Here is a 19,578-nt window from a genome sequence, read left to right as displayed (position 1 = left end):
TAACTCTTCCTATGAGTTAACCAATTAAATTCTTTTCGATACACAAAGACACTACTTGCTCAAATGCTTGATTTGCATCGAGTTCGGTAGTGTCTATAACAATTGCATCTTCAGCAGGCACAAGCGGAGCAACTGGGCGATTCATATCGCGGTCGTCACGTGCTTTGATATCTGCAACTAGGCTGTCTATTTTAACATCAACACCACGTTGCTTCAACTCAAGAAAACGGCGATTTGCGCGCTCTTCTGCTGATGCTGTTAAATATACTTTTAGCACTGCATCAGGGAACACTACAGTGCCCATGTCGCGACCATCCGCAATTAAGCCTGATTCGCTTCTAAATGCACGCTGGCGGCGTAATAACGCTTCGCGAACACTCGGCAATGCGGCAATTTTAGATGCCATGCCACCAACCTCTTCAGTACGAATCGATTTGGTAACATCTTCACCTTCTAAAATAATTTTACCATTGCCGGTTTCATTATCTACCACAAATTGCACATCTAAATTAGCCGCTAACGGCAATAAAGCTTCTTCGTCTGTTGGCGCTATCATATGGTGGCTCGCTGCTAGCGCTAAAACACGATAAATCGCGCCACTATCTAATACGTCCCATCCAAGCTTATTTGCTAATAAACGGCAAACGGTTCCTTTACCTGAACCACTTGGTCCATCGACTGTAATTACTGGTTGACTACCCAACATTACAACCTCCCAAAATGTACAAAACTAAAATCGCCGCGCAGTATACGCGATAATTAAAAAATTATCGCTACTTTACGGCGAAAAATCTGTGATTTCTATTTTAGACGATTATTCCGACACACTTGCAAGTGTTTCAAAATAGGTAGGAAATGTTTTATAGGTACATTTAGGATCATTGATAATTACATCATGACCACCTACCGCCACCATTGAAAAGCACATGGCAATTCGGTGATCATCATAGGTGTCTATTTCAGCAAGTTGAATGTTATCAGTTGGGGTTACTTCAATAAAGTCATGCCCTTCTACCACCTCTGCACCGAGCTTTTTAAGCTCCGTTGCCATAGCATAAAGACGATCCGTCTCTTTTACTCGCCAGTTATAAATGTTGCGTATCGCTGTTTTACCTTTTGCAAAAAGCGCAACGGTTGCAAGTGTCATCGCTGCATCTGGGATTGCATTGGCGTCGATATCTACGCCCTTAAGCTCCCCCTTAGACACAACAAGATAATCGTCATGCCATTCGATTTTTGCACCCACCTGCTCCATCACTTTTGCAAAACCAATATCGCCTTGCACACTTGCTGCGCCAACACCATTAATACGAATTGTGCCGCCGTTAATCGCTGCGGCCGCAACAAAGTAAGACGCACTTGATGCGTCACCTTCAACCATAATGCGACCAGGCGATTGATACTGCTGGTTACCGGTCACTACAAATGATTGATAATCGTTATTTTCAACACGAACGCCAAATTTGGCCATTACGCCTAACGTAATATCAATATAAGGTTTTGAAACAAGCTCACCTTTTATCGTGATTTCTGTGTTGTTTTTAAAAAGCGGCGCCGCCATTAACAGCGCGGTTAAAAATTGGCTCGAAATACTACCGTCAATTTCTACTTTACCACCGGCCAGTTGATTACCCACGATTTTAAGTGGCGGATAATCTTTATTTTTTAAGTAGCTAATATCTGCATCTAATGCGTGAAGTGCATCAACAAGGTGACCAATTGGCCTTTCTTCCATGCGAGGTTCGCCGATTAGCTCATATTCCCCATTGGAAGTCGCTAAAACCGCGGTAAGTGGACGAAATGCGGTACCTGCATTACCTAAAAATAGTGGTTCAGTAGGTGTTTCAAAATTGCCGCCTTTACCATGAACTTGGGCAATTGTTTTATCTTCATTTAGCGATACCTCAACGCCCATAGCATTGAGCGCTTTAAGCATATGACGAATATCGTCGCTATCGAGAAGATTCTCTACTTGTGTTGTACCTTCGCATAGTGCTGCTAGTAATAGAATGCGGTTAGATAAACTCTTAGAGCCCGGTAACGTTACTTCGCCATTTACACGCTGAATCGCTTTTAAGTGCAACTGTTCCATTACTTATGCTCCTGTTCGAACTTATGCATGAAGTCTACTAATGCTTTTATGCCGTCAATTGGCATTGCATTGTAAATACTGGCACGCATACCACCTACCATACGGTGGCCTTCGAGGGCGAGTAACCCAGCTTGTTTCGACTCTGCTAAAAATGCTTTGTTCAGTGATTCGTCGTTAAGCCAAAATGGTACATTCATACGTGAACGGAAGTCACGCGCAACGGTATTTTTATAAAACTGGCTATTATCAATAAAGTCATAAAGTAATGACGCTTTTTCGATATTTTGTTGTTCTATTGCGGCAACGCCACCTTGTGCTTTTAGCCATTTAAAAACTTCCGCAGCTAAATACCAAGAATACGTTGGTGGCGTGTTATACATGCTCTCTTTTTTAGCTTCTAAGGCATAATCAAAAATGCTCGGCTTCTCAGTACCTTCACGTGAAAGCAGTGATTTTTTCACAATAACAATCGCAAGGCCTGATGGGCCGATATTTTTCTGTGCGCCCGCATAAATTAAATCAAACTGATTAACGTCAATTTCACGCGAAAGAATGTTTGAAGACATATCAGCGACGATTGGCGCACTGTGTTTTACCGTATCAAAAATTTCAATACCGTCGATTGTTTCATTTGGGCAATAATGAATGTATGACGCATCGCTCGGTAATGGCCAAAGGTCAGGCGTTAAACAATTAAACTCGCCGTTTTTATCATCGCGTACATTAATTTCAATAGCATCAGTAAACTTTTGTGCTTCGCTAAATGCACCATCAGACCAAATGCCACTATTGATGTAGACCGCTTGTTTGTTTGCAACATGAAGATTCTGCGGTACTGCAGCGAACTGACCGCGACCACCACCGTGCATAAATAATACAGCATAGTTATCAGGTATGTTCATTAACTCACGTAAATCACGTTCGCTTTGCTCAGCAAGCGCTATAAATTCGCTACTGCGATGACTTATTTCCATCACATTAACGCCAAGCCCTTGCCAGTTTAAAAACTCTTTTTGCGCTTTTTCTAATACTGCTCGGGGCAGACTAGCTGGCCCTGCACAAAAATTATATACACTCATTCCCAAAACCTCATTTGTACATAATTAGAAAACAAAAAAGCGGCTGTTAGCCGCTTTTAACATTGTTCATACTGTAACTGATTAAATATCAAATTACCGCATGATAAAGATGAATATTTTTTCTATTCAGCCGGTTGCTCTGAATTATTTTCATCTGTATTTGGTGTTTCATTACTTTCGCTTGAAACTGCTTCATCTTCACCTTCTTCAGAAAGGAATTGAGATTCTTCAATTTCATCGATACGCTGTAAACCAACAACTTGTTCGTCATCAGCTGTACGAATTAAAATAACACCTTGTGTATTACGACCAACGGTAGATACTTCATTAACACGGGTGCGTACTAATGTGCCTTTGTTAGAGATAATCATGATTTCATCATTATCTTCAACTTGCACCGCGCCAACTACTTTACCATTACGCTCAGATACTTTAATCGACACAACACCTTGTGTTGCGCGGCTCTTCGCTGGGTAATCTTCAAGTAGTGTACGTTTACCGTAGCCATTTTCAGTGATGGTCAATACCGGACCATCATTCTTAGGTACAATAAGTGACACAACTTTCACGTCATCTGGCATCTTAATACCGCGTACACCTGTCGCTGTGCGGCCCATTGGGCGTAACGCTAGTAATTCTTCACCTGTTTCTGGGTCAAGTTTCACTTCACCTGATTCTGAATCACGTTGCTTTTCGTTGAAGCGTACTACTTTACCGTGGTCAGTGAACAGCATGATGTCGTTTGTGCCGTCGGTGATATCTGCACCAATCAAGCTATCGCCTTCGTTTAGGTTGATTGCGATGATGCCCGAAGCACGCTGGCGACTATATGCCGTAAGTGGTGTTTTCTTAACTGTACCGTTCGCTGTGGCCATTAATACATACTTATCTTCTTCATACTCGCGTACTGGTAAGATAGTGGTAATACGCTCATCAGCTTCAAGTGGTAGTAAGTTAACAATTGGCTTGCCACGCGCCGCGCGACTCGCTAATGGTAACTGATACACTTTCAGCCAATATAAACGACCTGACGTAGAGAAACATAAAATAGTGTCGTGGGTGTTTGCAACTAATAGACGTTCAATAAAGTCTTCATCTTTCATCTTAGTTGCAGACTTACCTTTACCGCCACGACGCTGCGCTTCGTAATCAGAAAGCGGTTGATACTTAACATAACCTTCGTGTGACAGTGTTACCACAACGTCTTCTTCAGTGATTAAGTCTTCAAGACTAATATCGTGCGCAGCTGCAGTAATTTCAGTGCGACGCTCATCGCCGAAGTTTTCTTTAATTTCAACTAGCTCTTCACGAATAACTTCCATTAAACGCTCAGGAGTTGAAAGGATATAAAGTAGCTCAGCGATTAGATCTAATAGCTCTTTATATTCATTTAAGATTTTCTCGTGTTCTAAACCTGTTAGTTTATGTAAACGAAGGTCTAGAATTGCATTCGCTTGTACTTCTGACAAGTTGTATTGACCATCGCGAATACCTAAATCTGGTGCAAGCCATTCAGGGCGAGCAACGTCGTCTTCACCTGCTTTTTCTAGCATGCCTTTAACGTTACCAAGTTCCCAGCTACGAGAAAGTAAGGCTACTTTTGCTTCTTCACGAGTTTGCGAACGACGAATAACCTCGATAATAGGATCGATATTCGCAAGCGCGATTGCTAAACCTTCAAGGGTATGTGCTCTGTCACGTGCTTTACGTAAGTCAAATACCGTACGGCGCGTTACTACTTCGCGACGGTGCGTAACAAACGCTTCAAGCATTTCTTTTAGGTTAAGTAGTTTAGGTTGACCATTATCTAGCGCAACCATGTTCATACCAAACACTGTTTGCATTTGTGTTTGTGCATACAGGTTGTTTAGAACAACTTCGCCTACTTCACCACGTTTAATTTCGATAACAATGCGCATACCGTCTTTATCAGACTCATCACGCAGTGCACTGATGCCCTCAATTTTCTTGTCTTTAACAAGTTCAGCAATCTTTTCAATTAAACGTGCTTTGTTAACTTGGTACGGGATTTCGTGAACAATAATTGTTTCTTTACCCGTTTTTTCGTTAACTTGAACTTCTGCTTTGGCGCGGATATAAACTTTACCACGGCCTGTTTTATACGCTTGCTCGATACCTTTTTTGCCGCTGATAATACCCGCTGTTGGGAAATCAGGGCCTGGGATATAATCGATAAGCTCTTCAATTTGTATTTCAGGGTTTTCAATAACCGCTAAACAGCCGTTAATTACCTCAGATAAATTGTGTGGCGGAATGTTAGTCGCCATACCTACCGCGATACCCGATGCACCGTTTACTAACAAGTTAGGAACTCGTGTTGGTAGTACCGCTGGGATTTTTTCCGTACCATCATAGTTATCAACGTAATCAACCGTTTCTTTTTCAAGATCCGCTAATAATTGATGGGCCATTTTAGCCATACGTACTTCGGTATAACGCATCGCAGCAGCGCTGTCGCCGTCTACCGAACCGAAGTTACCTTGACCATCAACTAATAAATAACGAAGTGAGAACGGCTGAGCCATACGTACAATCGTATCGTAAACCGCGCTATCACCATGTGGGTGATATTTACCGATTACGTCACCTACAACACGTGCAGACTTTTTATAAGGTTTGTTCCAATCATTATTGAGTTCATTCATTGCGAAAAGTACGCGGCGATGAACTGGTTTTAAACCATCTCGTACATCAGGAAGCGCACGTCCTACAATTACGCTCATGGCATAATCGAGGTATGAATTTTTTAATTCATCTTCAATATTGATTGGAAGGATTTCATTGGCGAGATCTGTCATCCGATTTCTCTTCCTTCAATCGTGTATTAATTCAGTTATTATTTTTATAACCAAAGCATGCTAACACAAAAAATCATTATTTACAGGTTGTAAGCGGTAGTCTTTTTATAAAAAATCCCTTTATAATGCCCTCAAATCACTCTGGATGCTTTTTATGACCGTTCAACAAAATGTAGATGCAAGTGAAATTGCAAAATTTGAAGCCATGGCCGACCGTTGGTGGGACCTTAATGGTGAATTTAAACCGCTACACGAAATAAACCCGCTTCGTTTAGACTTTATTAACTTATATAGCCAAGGCATTTTCTCAAAAAATGTATTAGATGTTGGCTGCGGTGGCGGTATATTAGCTGAAAGCATGGCTAAACTAGGCGCGCATGTGACGGGCATTGATATGGGTGAAGAGCCCTTAAATGTTGCTAAATTACATGCATTAGAAGTGGGCGTTTCCCTTAACTATGAAAAAGTGACCGCTGAAGCGTTTGCCGAGCAAAACCCTCAGCAATTTGATGTTGTTACGTGTATGGAAATGCTTGAGCATGTACCGGACCCTGAATCGGTAATCGCATCATTAGCAACATTGGTGAAGCCTGGTGGTCATGTGTTTATGTCAACGCTTAATAAAACACTTAAAGGGTATTTATTTGCCATTGTCGGTGCCGAGCACTTACTTAAGATTGTGCCAAAAGGCACACACGACCACGACAAATTCATCAAGCCTGCAACTTTGATTAATTGGGCTGAAAAATACGGCCTTAAAGCGCGCATTATGAAAGGGTTAAGTTACAATCCGCTTGGTCAAACGTATAGTTTAACCAACGATGTGTCAGTTAACTATATGATCCATTTCGAAAAGTTAGCATAAAATGTATCAAGCAGTATTGTTTGATTTAGATGGCACCTTAATCGACAGTGCGGATGATTTAGGTGCTGCGCTTAACTTTGTGTTGGCCAAACATAATAAACCGACGGTAAGTGCAGAAACATATCGTACGCAGGCCTCTAACGGTACGCTTGCATTACTCAAACTTGGTTTTGGTGATGAATGGCGACATTTCTCAAACGACGAACAAACACATTTAAAAGAAACGTTTCTTACTTATTACGCGAACAATTTATGGTGTAAAAGCCGTTTTTACCAAGGTATTGTGCCACTAATTACGTTTTTAGATGAGCACGCAGTTCCTTGGTCGATTGTGACAAATAAACCAAAGCACTTAACTAACCCCCTTGTTGCGCAAATCACACAATTTGCAAACTGCAAAAATATTGTATCGGGTGACACACTTGAGCGGGCCAAGCCCTACCCTGATCCTTTGCTTTACAGCTGTGAATTAATGAAGGTTGATCCTAGGTGTTGCATCTATGTCGGTGACGATGAGCGCGATATCATTGCTGGCAAATCTGCGGGGATGAAAACAGCTTCGGCGCTTTGGGGATATTTAAATGGCAACCCTGTTTCAAGCTGGCAATCTGACTTTAGCTTTACCAACGCCTGCTCACTGCTTAACCATATATCTAGTTACTATGGTAAAAAATAACCACTAGATATAGTGGTTATTTTAATCTCGGACCCAAAAACAATACCTTGTGAATTTGCAACAAATAAATTTTAAATATTTTTTTTTATCGTATTTTTTTCGTTGTTTTTTCACATAGACTAAACACACTTTACTTAACAAGTTAGTGGATGCTAACAGACTAGTTAGTAAAAAATTGATCACAAATTATCTCGCTTTTCTAGGCCTTGAAAAAAGACGCATACCCCTCTATCTTGTGATCATCTGTGATGGCGACACCATATCTAGTAGCTAAGCGAAAAACGAGCACTAGTGGTAATTTCGCCTGAGCCGTGCGCTTAAATAATAGGACAAAAGTCCAGTTTAATATTTCGACATAATAAAAATTTTTTGCTCGTTTGAAGGAAATTGCAGGCATAACTATGAACCAAGAGCTTTCAGTCAGTAAACGTGACGGTCGCAAGGAACCGCTTGACCTAGACAAAATTCACCGCGTTATTGCATGGGCAGCAGAAGGCCTAAATAACGTATCTGTATCGCAAGTAGAACTAAAATCACACATTCAGTTTTACGACGGTATCCGTACAGAAGATATTCACGAAACCATTATCAAAGCTGCTGCTGATCTAATTTCGAAAGAAACACCAGATTATCAGTACCTTGCTGCGCGTTTGGCAATTTTCCATTTGCGTAAGAAAGCCTATGGTAAATTTGAGCCACCGAAACTATATGATCATATGGTTAAGATGGTTGAAATGAACAAGTATGATCCACATCTACTTGCCGACTATAGCCTGCAGGAAATCGAAGAGCTTGACGCATATATTGATCATTCTCGTGATCTTACCTTCAGCTATGCTGCCGTTAAGCAGTTAGAAGGTAAATACCTTGTGCAAAACCGTGTTACCGGTGAGATTTATGAAAGCGCGCAGTTCCTTTATATTTTAGTTGCAGCATGTTTATTCTCAAAATATCCGAAAGACACGCGTTTAGACTATGTAAAACGTTTTTATGACGCGACATCGACGTTTAAGATCTCATTACCAACGCCAATTATGGCGGGTGTGCGTACCCCTACACGTCAATTCAGTTCATGCGTACTGATTGAATGTGACGATAGTCTAGATTCAATTAATGCAACGTCATCGTCGATTGTAAAATACGTAAGCCAACGTGCTGGTATTGGTATTAATGCTGGTCGAATTCGCGCATTAGGTAGCCCAATTCGCAGCGGTGAAGCATTCCACACTGGCTGTATTCCTTTCTACAAGCACTTCCAAACGGCAGTTAAAAGCTGTTCACAAGGCGGTGTACGTGGTGGCGCGGCAACCCTATTCTACCCGTTATGGCACTTAGAAGTTGAAAACCTACTGGTGCTTAAAAACAACCGTGGTGTTGATGACAACCGTGTTCGTCACTTAGATTACGGCGTTCAGTTTAACAAAGTAATGTATTCGCGTTTAATTAAAGACGATTACATCACGCTGTTTAGCCCGTCAGATGTGCCTGGTCTTTACGATGCATTCTTTGAAGATCAAGATGAGTTCGAGCGCTTATACGTACAATACGAACAAGATGAATCAATTCGTAAAAAACGTATTAAAGCGATTGAATTATTCTCTATGTTTGCCCAAGAGCGTGCAAGCACAGGTCGTATTTACCTACAAAACGTAGACCACACAAATACACATAGCCCGTTTGATTCAAAAGTAGCACCAATTCGTCAGTCTAACTTGTGTTTAGAAATTGCGCTTCCTACTAAGCCGTTAAAACACGTAATGGACGAAGAAGGTGAAATTGCACTGTGTACGCTTTCTGCGTTCAACCTAGGTGCGATTAAATCACTTGATGAATTAGACGAATTAGCAGAACTTGCTGTACGTGCACTAGATAACTTACTAGATTATCAAGATTACCCTGTACCGGCTGCATATAACGCAACTATGGGTCGTCGTACGTTAGGTATTGGTGTAATTAACTACGCTTATTACCTTGCGAAAAACGGTGTTAAGTATTCAGACGGTTCAGCAAACGCGTTAACTCACCGTACATTTGAGGCAATTCAATATTACTTAATGAAAGCGTCAAATGAACTTGCTAAAGAAAAAGGCGCATGTCCTAAGTTTAACGAAACAACGTACGCAAAAGGCATTATGCCAATTGATACCTACAAGAAAGATCTTGATGCGGTATGTAATGAGCAATTGCACCTTGATTGGGATGGCCTACGTGACAGCATTGTTAAACACGGTATGCGTAACTCAACGTTATCTGCGTTAATGCCGTCAGAAACGTCATCGCAAATCTCTAACGCAACCAATGGTATTGAGCCACCGCGTGGACACATCAGTGTTAAAGCGAGTAAAGACGGTATCTTAAAGCAAGTAGTACCAGAGTACGAGCGCTTGCAAGATGCGTACGAGTTACTTTGGGATATTCCAAGCAACGATGGTTACTTGCAATTGGTGGGTATTATGCAGAAATTTATCGACCAAACCATTTCTGCTAACACAAATTATGATCCAAATAAGTTTGAAGGCGGTAAAGTTCCAATGAAGCTATTGCTTAAGGATTTACTAACTGCATACAAACTTGGTGTTAAAACACTTTACTACCACAACACCCGTGATGGTGCATCGGATTCTCAGGACGAGCTTAAGCCAGAGCCTGAAGATGATGGCTGTGCAGGCGGCGCGTGTAAGATCTAAATCCCAGCGGGCAAAGTATACACTCTTTGCCCGCTAGTTTGTTTTCTCTAGAGTTAATAATAATATGTCGTATTCAACATTTAGTCGCGAGCATAATGACCAACTAAAAGAACCAATGTTCTTTGGACAAACTGTTAATGTTTCGCGCTATGATCAACAAAAGCATCCTATTTTTGAAAAGCTAATTGAAAAGCAACTTTCGTTCTTCTGGCGTCCTGAAGAAGTTGACGTAAGCAAAGACCGCATCGACTTCGAGGGTTTACCAGAGCACGAAAAGCACATTTTCTTGAGTAACTTAAAATACCAAACACTACTTGATAGTGTACAAGGTCGTTCACCAAATGTTGCGTTACTCCCTATCGTATCAATTCCAGAACTTGAAACTTGGATTGAAACGTGGGCGTTCAGTGAAACAATTCACAGCCGTTCGTACACCCACATTATTCGCAATGTAACAAAACAGCCAGAACTGATTTTTGACGACATTGTTACCAATGAAAAAATTGCAGAGCGCGCAGAAGAAGTGACGCGTTACTATGATGAACTAATCAGCTTAACGACGATTTACAACGAATACGGTGAAGGCAAACACCAAATTAACGGTGAAGAAGTAAAGATCAATCTATTCGATCTTAAAAAGAAACTGTATCTTTGCATCATGTCAGTAAACATTTTAGAAGCAATCCGCTTCTATGTTAGTTTTGCTTGCTCGTTTGCGTTTGCAGAACGTGAATTGATGGAAGGTAATGCGAAAATCATCAAGCTTATCGCACGTGATGAAGCGCTTCACTTATCGGGCACACAGCACATTCTAAACATTATGCAAGAAGGTGATGACGACCCTGAAATGGCCATTGTTGCAGCGCAATGCCGCGAAGAATCGATTGCAATGTTCACCAAGGCAGCAGAGCAAGAAAAAGAATGGGCAGAATACTTATTCAAAGACGGCTCAATGATTGGCTTAAACAAAGACATTCTTTGCCAGTATGTTGAATACATTACAAATGTACGTATGGCAGCCGTTGGTTTACCAACTGTATTTGAAACCAGCTCAAACCCAATTCCTTGGATCAACGCGTGGTTAGTTTCAGATAACGTACAGGTAGCACCACAAGAAGCTGAAATTAGTTCTTACCTTGTCGGTCAAATTGATTCAGAAGTAAATGCTTCTGACTTTGGTGACTTTGATCTTTGATGAGCAAAGTTACTGTTGTAAATACTGATCAGAGTCTTGAATTCGACTCTGATCAGCCAAATCTACTCACCTTCTTAGAAAAAAATAAAATCCAAACACAATTTCACTGCCGTGAAGGGTTTTGCGGTGCCTGCCGCTGTAAGCTAGTCAGTGGCAAGGTCGACTACCAACAGGAACCATTGGCATTTGTTCGTAAAGGTGAGATTTTATTGTGTTGCGCCACGCCACTTGAAGATATCGAAATAGACATTCCAAAGTTTTAAAGCTGCCTACTCCTCTTTCTGTATTTCGCCGTAATAATTCCGTAATTAGAAACAATTAATATATGTAATGATATAACAATTTATTTATTTGTACGTGCGATGATGTTACAGTATCACATAACACGTATTTTTTTAATCTTACTGAAGTATTCGTTATGAAAAAATCTCTCATTAGCTTGGCAGTGCTAAGCGTAGTATTCCCTCTTAGCTCACACGCTGCACAGATTTCAGGACAATTAACTGATAATTCAGGCAAGCCAATTACTGGTGTTGCAGTGCATGTTCATGGTAAAGAAAAAACTGTTACAACCAACAGTGAAGGTCAATATCAAATTGAACTGGATGCTGATAGCCAGCTACATTTCAGTAAAGATGGTTTTCTAGACAAACGCATTAGCGTTAAAAACCAAGCGCAAACAATCAATTTTGTACTAGAAAAATCATCAATTGAAGCAATCACTGTATATGCTTCAGCGCTTCACAAAAGTAACCTTGAGATGGCCTCTCCTGTAGCAGTGCTTGCAGGAGACGAGCTCAAAGATAAATCATCTAATACACTCGGTGAAACCCTAAATAGACTACCGGGTGTTAGCCAAACATATTTTAGTTCTGTCGCGTCTTCACCTGTTATTCGAGGTTTAGATGGCCCACGTGTACGCGTTATGCAAAATGGTTTAGAAAGTAGTGATGCATCGCGCGTTGGCCCTGATCACGCAAACACCAACGAAACATTAAGCGCAGAACAAATTGAAGTACTGCGTGGACCAGCAACATTGCTGTATGGTTCAGGAGCAATTGGCGGTGTAGTGAATGTGGTCGATGGCCGTATTCCGACAACTAACTACGAGTCGTTAGAAGGTGCTGTTGAATATAAACACGATACCGTTAACGAAGGCAATACAGCAGCATTTGTACTAAATGGTGGTGATAATGGCTTTAATTTCCATCTCGATGGTTTAAAACGTAAAACTGAAGACACCGAAGTGCCAAAGTTTGAAGCGCATCACGAAGAGCACGAAGAAGAGCATGAAGGCGAAGACCACGCAGATGAGCATGACGAAGAAGTATTAGATTCAATTGAAAACAGTTTTATTGACACAACTGCATTCAATTTAGGCACAAGCTATGTGAACGAACACCTAGTTGTAGGGGTTTCTTATGGCAAGATTGAATCAGACTACGGTATTCCGGGCCACTCTCATGCACACCACGACCATGATCATGGACATGAACACGAAGAAGAAGACCATGGGCATGAAGATGAGCACGAAGAACATGGCGATGTATTCGCTCGATTAACTCAAGACCGTTATCAAGCGCGTTTTACATACAGCCTACATGATTCTATGATTGAGCGTTTTGATGTGAAACTTGGTTATACTGATTACCGCCACGCCGAAATCGAAGAAGGCATGGAAGGCACTGTATTTACCAACGAATCGAAAGAATTACGTGCAACTGCTGAACATAACCTATTAGGTTGGCACGGTGTCGTAGGTTACCACTACTATGATTCGGATTACGGTGCTGATGGTGCAGAAGCATTTACCCCACACAGCGATACAACACAGCATGCACTTTTCGTATTGGAAGAAAAAACGTTTGGCGATTTTCGCGTTGAGTTGGGTGGTCGTTTTGAAAATACAGAAATCGATGCACCAGAAATTCACCTTGGTCATGACGAACACGACCATGAAACGCATGGTGATGAAGATCATCACGGTGAAGAATACGCATACATTGGTGAATTCGATAGCGTAAGTTTATCTGCAGGCTCTATCTGGAATTTCAAAGAAGGTCATTCGGTAGCGCTTTCTCTCGGTCATTCAGAACGTGCGCCAAGTGCGGCTGAGCTACTATCAAATGGTCTGCATATTGCAACAAGCACATATGATCTTGGTCTAGGCTATGAAATTGAAGACGGTGAAATTCATTTTGAGCCTGAAAACATTGAAAGCGAAACATCAAATAATATCGACCTAACGCTACGTAAGTTCAATGGCGATTTTGGCTATACCATAAACGCTTTTTATAATCAGATTGATAACTTCTATTTCCAGCAAGATACAGGGTTGGTAATTGATGCACACCATGACGAAATGCTTTCTATGGACGAGTATTTATCGCATGGTCACGATGCAGATGAAGCAACACGTGTTTTCCAATATCAATATGCAGATGTTGATTTGTACGGTATTGAGTTTGATGTTCACTATCAAGTAAATAATCAACTGCTAGTAAAGTTAATTGGTGATCATATTCGCAACGATGTTAAAGACTCATCGGAATATTTACCGCGTTTCCCGCAAAATAAATTAGGTTTTGAAGCTGAATATGACTGGCATGCATTGCAAGTAAACTTTGCTGCTACGCATTACTTTGAGCAAGACAAGTTAGGCGCACACGAAACTCACACCGACAGCTACACATTATTTGATGTATCTGCGAAGTATAATCTTGATGTGTTAAACACTGATTCGTTTGTATTTGCAAAAGTGCAAAATATTACAGACGAACTTGCTTTCAGCCATACTTCGTTTATTAAAGATATCGCACCATTACCAGGTCGTAACGTACAGTTAGGCCTACGCGTTTATTTCTAATACCCGAGAAAATACCAACAAAAAGGGCGTATTAACACGCCCTTTTTTATTGTCTACCTGTAGTAACATACCGAGAAATCATCAATATAAACGTCATCAAACGGCATGTTGCCATATCACAAAGGGTTATTGTTTAGCCTGTTAGCCGCTAAATCAATGATAGTTATCTGAAACATTCCTACAATCTGCTAAAATTCTATTAAATTTATAATAAAACCCTACCTGAGGCTTTTGTGAAAATAACAACACATCTTGTATCACTCGCAGCGCTTTGTCTTTCAACAACGGTTTCTGCAAAAACACATTTCTCTGACTTTAGTGTGAGTTACTTAAACGGTAATAACTATGAAGTAGGCGACAATAAAAAACAAATCGTAACGCTAGAACACTTTGCGGTTACAAGCTGGGGAGACAGCTTTACTTTTGTTGACCGTTTGGAGTCTGACAATGGTGATAAAGAAACCTACGGCGAATTTTCGCCACGCTTTAAAATCACCGACTTTGAAAACAATCCCGTTAAAGCACTTTACGTTACCACTACAATTGAGTACGGCACGTTTTCATCCCATGATGGTTTTGGTTCAAGCTTAACAAACTACTTATACGGCGTAGGTGCTGGGTTTGATGTGCCCTACTTTGATTTTTTCAATGTAAACCTATACTACCGTAACAATGAGCATGGTGATAATAACTACCAAACAACCGTTACATGGGGTTTACCAATCGGACCGCTTTATTATGATGGTTTTATTGATTATGCAACAAGCAGAGACAACAGCGACGCACAGATGAATTTCACGTCGCAGCTAAAATATGATGTTGCCCCGCATTTAAATATCGATTCAAAATTATACCTAGGTATCGAATACGTTTATTGGCTTGATAAATTTGGTATACGTGGTGTTGACGAAAACAATGTTAATTTACTAGTTAAGTATCATTTTTAAACTAAAAAGCCCTGCATATTTGCAGGGCTTTTTATTATCACACGATAAACTTAAATGCTTACGCGCTTGTAATCACGATATTCAGGTAACCAGTAGTTCTTTTCAATTAGGCTCGCTAATTTTTCATCTGAAATCTCAAGCGCCACACCTTGTTCAATGGCTTTTTTCGCAACGTTAAACGCAATCTTTTTAGAAAGCGATTCAACTTTAGTTAGCGGCGGCAACAAGCTACCTTCGCCTGTATTTGCTCTTGGCGATTCTGCGGCAAGGGTTTCACTTGCCACCATTAACATTTCGTCGGTAATACGCTTGGCACCCACTGCAACTACACCTAGGCCAATGCCTGGGAAAATATAGCTATTGTTACATTGTGGAATAATGTGCTCTTTGCCATTAAAGGTAACTGGTTCAAATGGGCTACCCGTTGCCACTATTGCCTCACCGTTGGTCCACGCAATCACGTCTTCAGGCATCGCTTCAACTTGTTTGATTGGGTTACTTAACGGGAAGATAATCGGCTGCTGACTACCTTGGTGCATTGCCTTAATTACCTGCTCAGTAAATAGACCCGGTTGACCCGATACACCAATTAAAATATTTGGTTTTGCGCAGTTCATTACATCGAGCAAAGATGCATAATCGCCGCTGTAATTCCAATCGCTAATGGCGTCTTTTTTCTGTGTTAATACTTGTTGGAAGTCACGTAAATCACCCATACCTTCGGTTAATAAACCAAAACGGTCAACCATAAAGATTTGCGAACGCGCCTGCGCTTCACTAATACCTTCACTTACCATTTGCGCAATAATTTGCTCGGCAATCCCACAACCCGCAGAACCGGCGCCAACAAATACCACTTTTTGTGCAGATAGCGCTTCACCTTTAACACGACACGCAGCCAATAATGAACCTACGGTAACCGAAGCTGTGCCTTGAATATCATCGTTAAAGCTACAAATGCGGTCACGGTAACGTTGTAATAACGGCATTGCGTTTGGTTGTGCAAAGTCTTCAAACTGCAACATAACATTTGGCCAACGGCGTTTAACTGCGTTAATAAATAGCTCTAAAAACTCGTCGTATTGTTCTTGCGAAATACGCTTATGACGACGCCCCATATACATAGGATCATCCAGTAGCGCTTGGTTATTCGTACCCACATCAAGCATTACCGGTAATGTATAGGCTGGGCTAATGCCGCCTACTGCGGTATAAAGTGATAATTTACCAATAGGAATACCCATACCACCAATACCTTGGTCACCTAAACCAAGAATACGCTCACCGTCAGTAACTACGATTACTTTTACTTTACCTTTGGTGGCGTTACGTAAAATATCATCGATACTATGGCGGTCTTCATACGAAATAAATAGACCGCGGTGTTTACGATAAATATCAGAAAAACGCTCACACGCCTCACCTACCGTTGGGGTATAAATAATCGGCATCATTTCTTCTAAGTGATCACGTACTAAACGGAAGAACAAGGTCTCGTTAGTGTCGTGAATGGCACGTAAGTAAATGTGCTTATTTAAGTTATTGGTGAAGCTTTTGTACTGCTGATAACAACGCTCAACTTGTTCTTCGATTGATTCAAAAATTGGCGGCAATAAACCCGCTAAGTTAAACTGTTCGCGTTCGCGCTGGCTAAAAGCACTGCCTTTATTTAATAGTGGTGTTTCAATTAGCGTCGGCCCAGCATAAGGGATGTACAAATAATTTTTATGTGTGTGTTCTGTCATTGTATTCTTGGTGGTGTGTTGTAATAGCTTTAATTATTAGACTAAAGTTTAAAAATGCAAAACTATAAGATAAATAACGAATAATTGAAAACATTATCTAAGTAGCAACACGTTAAAGCAATGATTCTTGCCTCAAATTAACCAAGTTTAACGTATTGCTATCAATCTATTTACTTTGCCGCAGGTTATTGTCCGAGTGCAATGCCCTCACGGCGCGGATCCGCAGCACCGATAAGTTTATTACCCTCAATCATTACCGCGTGAATACCCGAATTTAAATCGCGAATAACGACTTTGTGGCCGCGTGCTTCAAGCGCTGCTTTGTAACGTGTTACGTCACTGCCTTTTTCAAGTGTCGTTACGCGGTTACGGTTAGTAATGTTGGCAAGCTCTATCGCCTGTTGTGGCGTTAAACCAAAATCAAGTACGCCAACAAGTGCTTTGACTACATAATTGATAATGCGTGAACCACCCGGCGAACCGATAACCATTTTTAAACTACCGTCATGATTAAACACCATAACCGGCGACATAGAAGAACGCGGACGCTTATTTGGCTCAACACGATTTGCCACAGGTTTACCGTCAATCTTAGGATTAAAGGTAAAATCAGTAAGTTGGTTATTAAGCAGGTAACCATTCACCATTAACGCTGAGCCAAAACCCATTTCAATTGATGTTGTCATTGAAACCGCATTACCCGCGCTATCTACAATTGACACATGAGACGTTGATGGTTGCTCGTAATTAATCTGCGCGACAGACCAATCTTGTGAAAATTCGCCAGGTTGCGCCGTGCCCATGTCTTTTTCACCAATTAGTTTACTACGCTCTTGTAGATAATTTTTATCCAACATTTGCGCGACAGGTACGTCGATAAAGTCAGGATCAGCAATATAGTGATCACGATCCGCAAACGCTAGACGTGATGCCTGAGTAAACGCATGAATTGATTCAAGTTCCCACGATGTATTAAGTGGTGCTTTAGTGTTTTCAAGTAACGCCATAATTTGCAGTACCGTAATGCCACCGGAACTCGGCGGCGCCATAGAGCACACTTTATATGTTCTATACGGTGCACATACGGGCTTTCGCTCAACACTTTTATAATTGGCTAGATCTTGAAGGCTGATTTTGCCTGGCGCAATGGATGAATTTGTTACGGTTTCAACAAGTTGCTTTGCATTTTCACCTTGATAAAACGCGTCGATGCCGTTTTTAGCAATCGCTTTATATAAGTTCGCTAGCTTTACATTAGTTTTAACTGTGCCAGCCTTTAGCGCGGCGCCATTTGGCATAAAGTAATCTTTGGTGCCGTCAATTAATGCAACCCCAGGGTTTATTTGCAGACTGACCAGTTTTTCAAGTCGCGGTGATACCACAAAGCCTTCTTGCGCCAATTGTATCGCGTCAGTAAATAATGTATGCCATGGCAATTTACCATAACGACTGTGCGCTTTTTCTAGCGCAGCTAGCGCGCCAGGCACTCCCACTGAACGTCCACCTACAACCGCATTAATCCAGCGAATTGGTTTACCATTTTCATCTAAAAACAAAGATTCACTCGCATTCGCTGGCGCAGTTTCACGTCCATCAAAGCTAGTTAAATGACTATTAGCGTTATCGTAATGCATCAGAAACAACCCGCCGCCAATACCAGACGATTGAGGTTCTACTAATGTTAGTACTAATTGCACAGCAATTGCGGCATCAACGGCGCTTCCACCTTTAGCCAAAATTGCATGACCTGCTTTTACCGCATAGGGGTTAGCAGCCGCAACCATAAACTTATCAGCAACAACTTGTTGTTTTTTAGTAAAGCCGGTATTTGCTTCTGGTTCACCAACGATTGTGGCGCCAACATTGAATGAGAATAAGCTCGATGCGATAAGTATTTGTGAGAGTGTCTGTTTTAATGTTTTCATAATTAAGCAAATCTATTATTTGTGATAATCTTACAGACATTTGATATTGATTAACACAGATAGCGAATGTTAAATCTTCCAACCGATAAACGTTATATCACTGCCCCGCTTGTTCTGATTTTTGCCGCGATAATTATTTTTGCAACGCCGCTCAGTGAATTATTTGAATACAACCGAAGCCTATTTTCTCATGGTGAGTACTGGCGACTTGTTACTGCTCATTTTAGTCACTCAAATAGCTACCATTTAATGTTAAACCTAGCAGGCGTTGCGCTCATCTGGGCGTTACACGGTGAATATTATGATATTAAAAAATACGCATTGGCACTTCTGTTACTTGCGCTCTACACTGGCGGTGGGCTTTATATTTTTTATCCTGAAAATACACTTTATAATGGGTTAAGTGGTGTTTTACATGGTTTAATCATTGTTGGTGCGTTAATTGACTGCCAAAAAGGTATGAAAACGGGTTTTCTTTTGTTCATTGGTGTTTGGTTAAAAATCGCTTGGGAGCAATATGCTGGCGCAAGTGCGGAATTAGGACAACTAATTAACGCACGGGTGGCAACCGAAGCACACTTGATTGGTGCAATATCCGGTATTTTTGTTTATGCGAAATTAAATCGTCACGCACTTCGTGAAAATATCACCCAATAAAAAGGCCGCTATGCGGCCTTTTTAA

The 19,578-nt window shown here is 41.1% G+C and carries 14 protein-coding genes; 8 read left to right on the top strand and 6 right to left on the bottom strand.

All coding sequences use genetic code 11. The features are described from left to right. Positions 1-16: 16 nt before the first annotated feature. The 4 genes from cmk to gyrA form a co-directional block, all read right to left on the bottom strand. Positions 17-706 (bottom strand): (d)CMP kinase, encoded by a 690-nt coding sequence (cmk, locus tag ACHSBP_RS11690; RefSeq protein WP_010560086.1) that lies wholly within the window; start codon positions 704-706, stop codon positions 17-19. Between the two features lie 108 nt (positions 707-814). Continuing rightward, entirely contained in the window at positions 815-2,092 is a 1,278-nt protein-coding gene (gene aroA, locus ACHSBP_RS11685; RefSeq protein ID WP_010560085.1) for a 3-phosphoshikimate 1-carboxyvinyltransferase, read from the bottom strand. Next, entirely contained in the window at positions 2,092-3,171 is a 1,080-nt protein-coding gene (gene serC / locus ACHSBP_RS11680; protein WP_010560084.1) for a 3-phosphoserine/phosphohydroxythreonine transaminase, read from the bottom strand. The genes aroA and serC overlap by 1 nt, the downstream gene beginning before the upstream one ends. Before the next feature lie 122 nt (positions 3,172-3,293). Continuing rightward, the gene (gene gyrA, locus ACHSBP_RS11675) at positions 3,294-5,990 is read right to left on the bottom strand and encodes a DNA gyrase subunit A (RefSeq protein WP_395388927.1); all 2,697 of its coding nucleotides are present in this window, start codon (positions 5,988-5,990) and stop codon (positions 3,294-3,296) included. Between the two features lie 154 nt (positions 5,991-6,144). On the opposite strand from gyrA, the gene ubiG reads away from it, so the two are divergent. The 7 genes from ubiG (at position 6,145) to ACHSBP_RS11640 (ending at position 15,226) form a co-directional block, all read left to right on the top strand. Further along, positions 6,145-6,855, top strand: coding sequence for a bifunctional 2-polyprenyl-6-hydroxyphenol methylase/3-demethylubiquinol 3-O-methyltransferase UbiG (ubiG, locus tag ACHSBP_RS11670; RefSeq protein ID WP_010560082.1), 711 nt, complete (start codon positions 6,145-6,147; stop codon positions 6,853-6,855). A gap of 1 nt (position 6,856) precedes the next feature. Beyond that, entirely contained in the window at positions 6,857-7,531 is a 675-nt protein-coding gene (locus ACHSBP_RS11665; RefSeq protein WP_395388926.1) for an HAD family hydrolase, read from the top strand. Between the two features lie 401 nt (positions 7,532-7,932). Then, the gene (gene nrdA / locus ACHSBP_RS11660) at positions 7,933-10,218 is read left to right on the top strand and encodes a class 1a ribonucleoside-diphosphate reductase subunit alpha (RefSeq protein ID WP_010560079.1); all 2,286 of its coding nucleotides are present in this window, start codon (positions 7,933-7,935) and stop codon (positions 10,216-10,218) included. A gap of 64 nt (positions 10,219-10,282) precedes the next feature. Next, a complete protein-coding gene (nrdB, locus tag ACHSBP_RS11655) occupies positions 10,283-11,413 on the top strand; it encodes a class Ia ribonucleoside-diphosphate reductase subunit beta (RefSeq protein ID WP_010560078.1) in 1,131 nt (376 codons plus the stop codon). Beyond that, positions 11,413-11,676 (top strand): class I ribonucleotide reductase maintenance protein YfaE, encoded by a 264-nt coding sequence (gene yfaE / locus ACHSBP_RS11650; protein WP_010560077.1) that lies wholly within the window; start codon positions 11,413-11,415, stop codon positions 11,674-11,676. Before nrdB ends, yfaE begins: the two co-directional genes overlap by 1 nt. A 155-nt stretch (positions 11,677-11,831) precedes the next feature. Beyond that, positions 11,832-14,279, top strand: a complete 2,448-nt coding sequence (locus ACHSBP_RS11645; RefSeq protein ID WP_010560076.1) for a TonB-dependent receptor — start codon at positions 11,832-11,834, stop codon at positions 14,277-14,279. A gap of 233 nt (positions 14,280-14,512) precedes the next feature. Next, positions 14,513-15,226 carry a nucleoside-binding protein gene (locus ACHSBP_RS11640; protein WP_395388925.1) on the top strand — a complete coding sequence of 238 codons (714 nt, stop codon included), beginning with the start codon at positions 14,513-14,515 and terminating at the stop codon, positions 15,224-15,226. A gap of 50 nt (positions 15,227-15,276) precedes the next feature. On the opposite strand, the gene ACHSBP_RS11635 is transcribed toward ACHSBP_RS11640, so the two are convergent. Together ACHSBP_RS11635 and ggt are read right to left on the bottom strand one after the other, a co-directional pair. Then, a complete protein-coding gene (locus tag ACHSBP_RS11635) occupies positions 15,277-16,971 on the bottom strand; it encodes an NAD-dependent malic enzyme (RefSeq protein ID WP_010560074.1) in 1,695 nt (564 codons plus the stop codon). Positions 16,972-17,156: 185 nt separating this feature from the next. Next, positions 17,157-18,896, bottom strand: a complete 1,740-nt coding sequence (gene ggt / locus ACHSBP_RS11630) for a gamma-glutamyltransferase (protein ID WP_010560073.1) — start codon at positions 18,894-18,896, stop codon at positions 17,157-17,159. A gap of 66 nt (positions 18,897-18,962) precedes the next feature. On the opposite strand from ggt, the gene rrtA reads away from it, so the two are divergent. Next, positions 18,963-19,553 carry a rhombosortase gene (gene rrtA / locus ACHSBP_RS11625; RefSeq protein WP_010560072.1) on the top strand — a complete coding sequence of 197 codons (591 nt, stop codon included), beginning with the start codon at positions 18,963-18,965 and terminating at the stop codon, positions 19,551-19,553. The last annotated feature ends 25 nt before the right edge of the window (positions 19,554-19,578 follow it).

Origin of the sequence: Pseudoalteromonas sp. XMcav1-K (genome assembly GCF_044005875.1) — a bacterium.
GTDB lineage: Bacteria > Pseudomonadota > Gammaproteobacteria > Enterobacterales > Alteromonadaceae > Pseudoalteromonas > Pseudoalteromonas spongiae.
The sequence above is the reverse complement of the archived record's forward strand: the minus strand, read 5'-3'. Positions and strand labels throughout refer to the sequence as shown.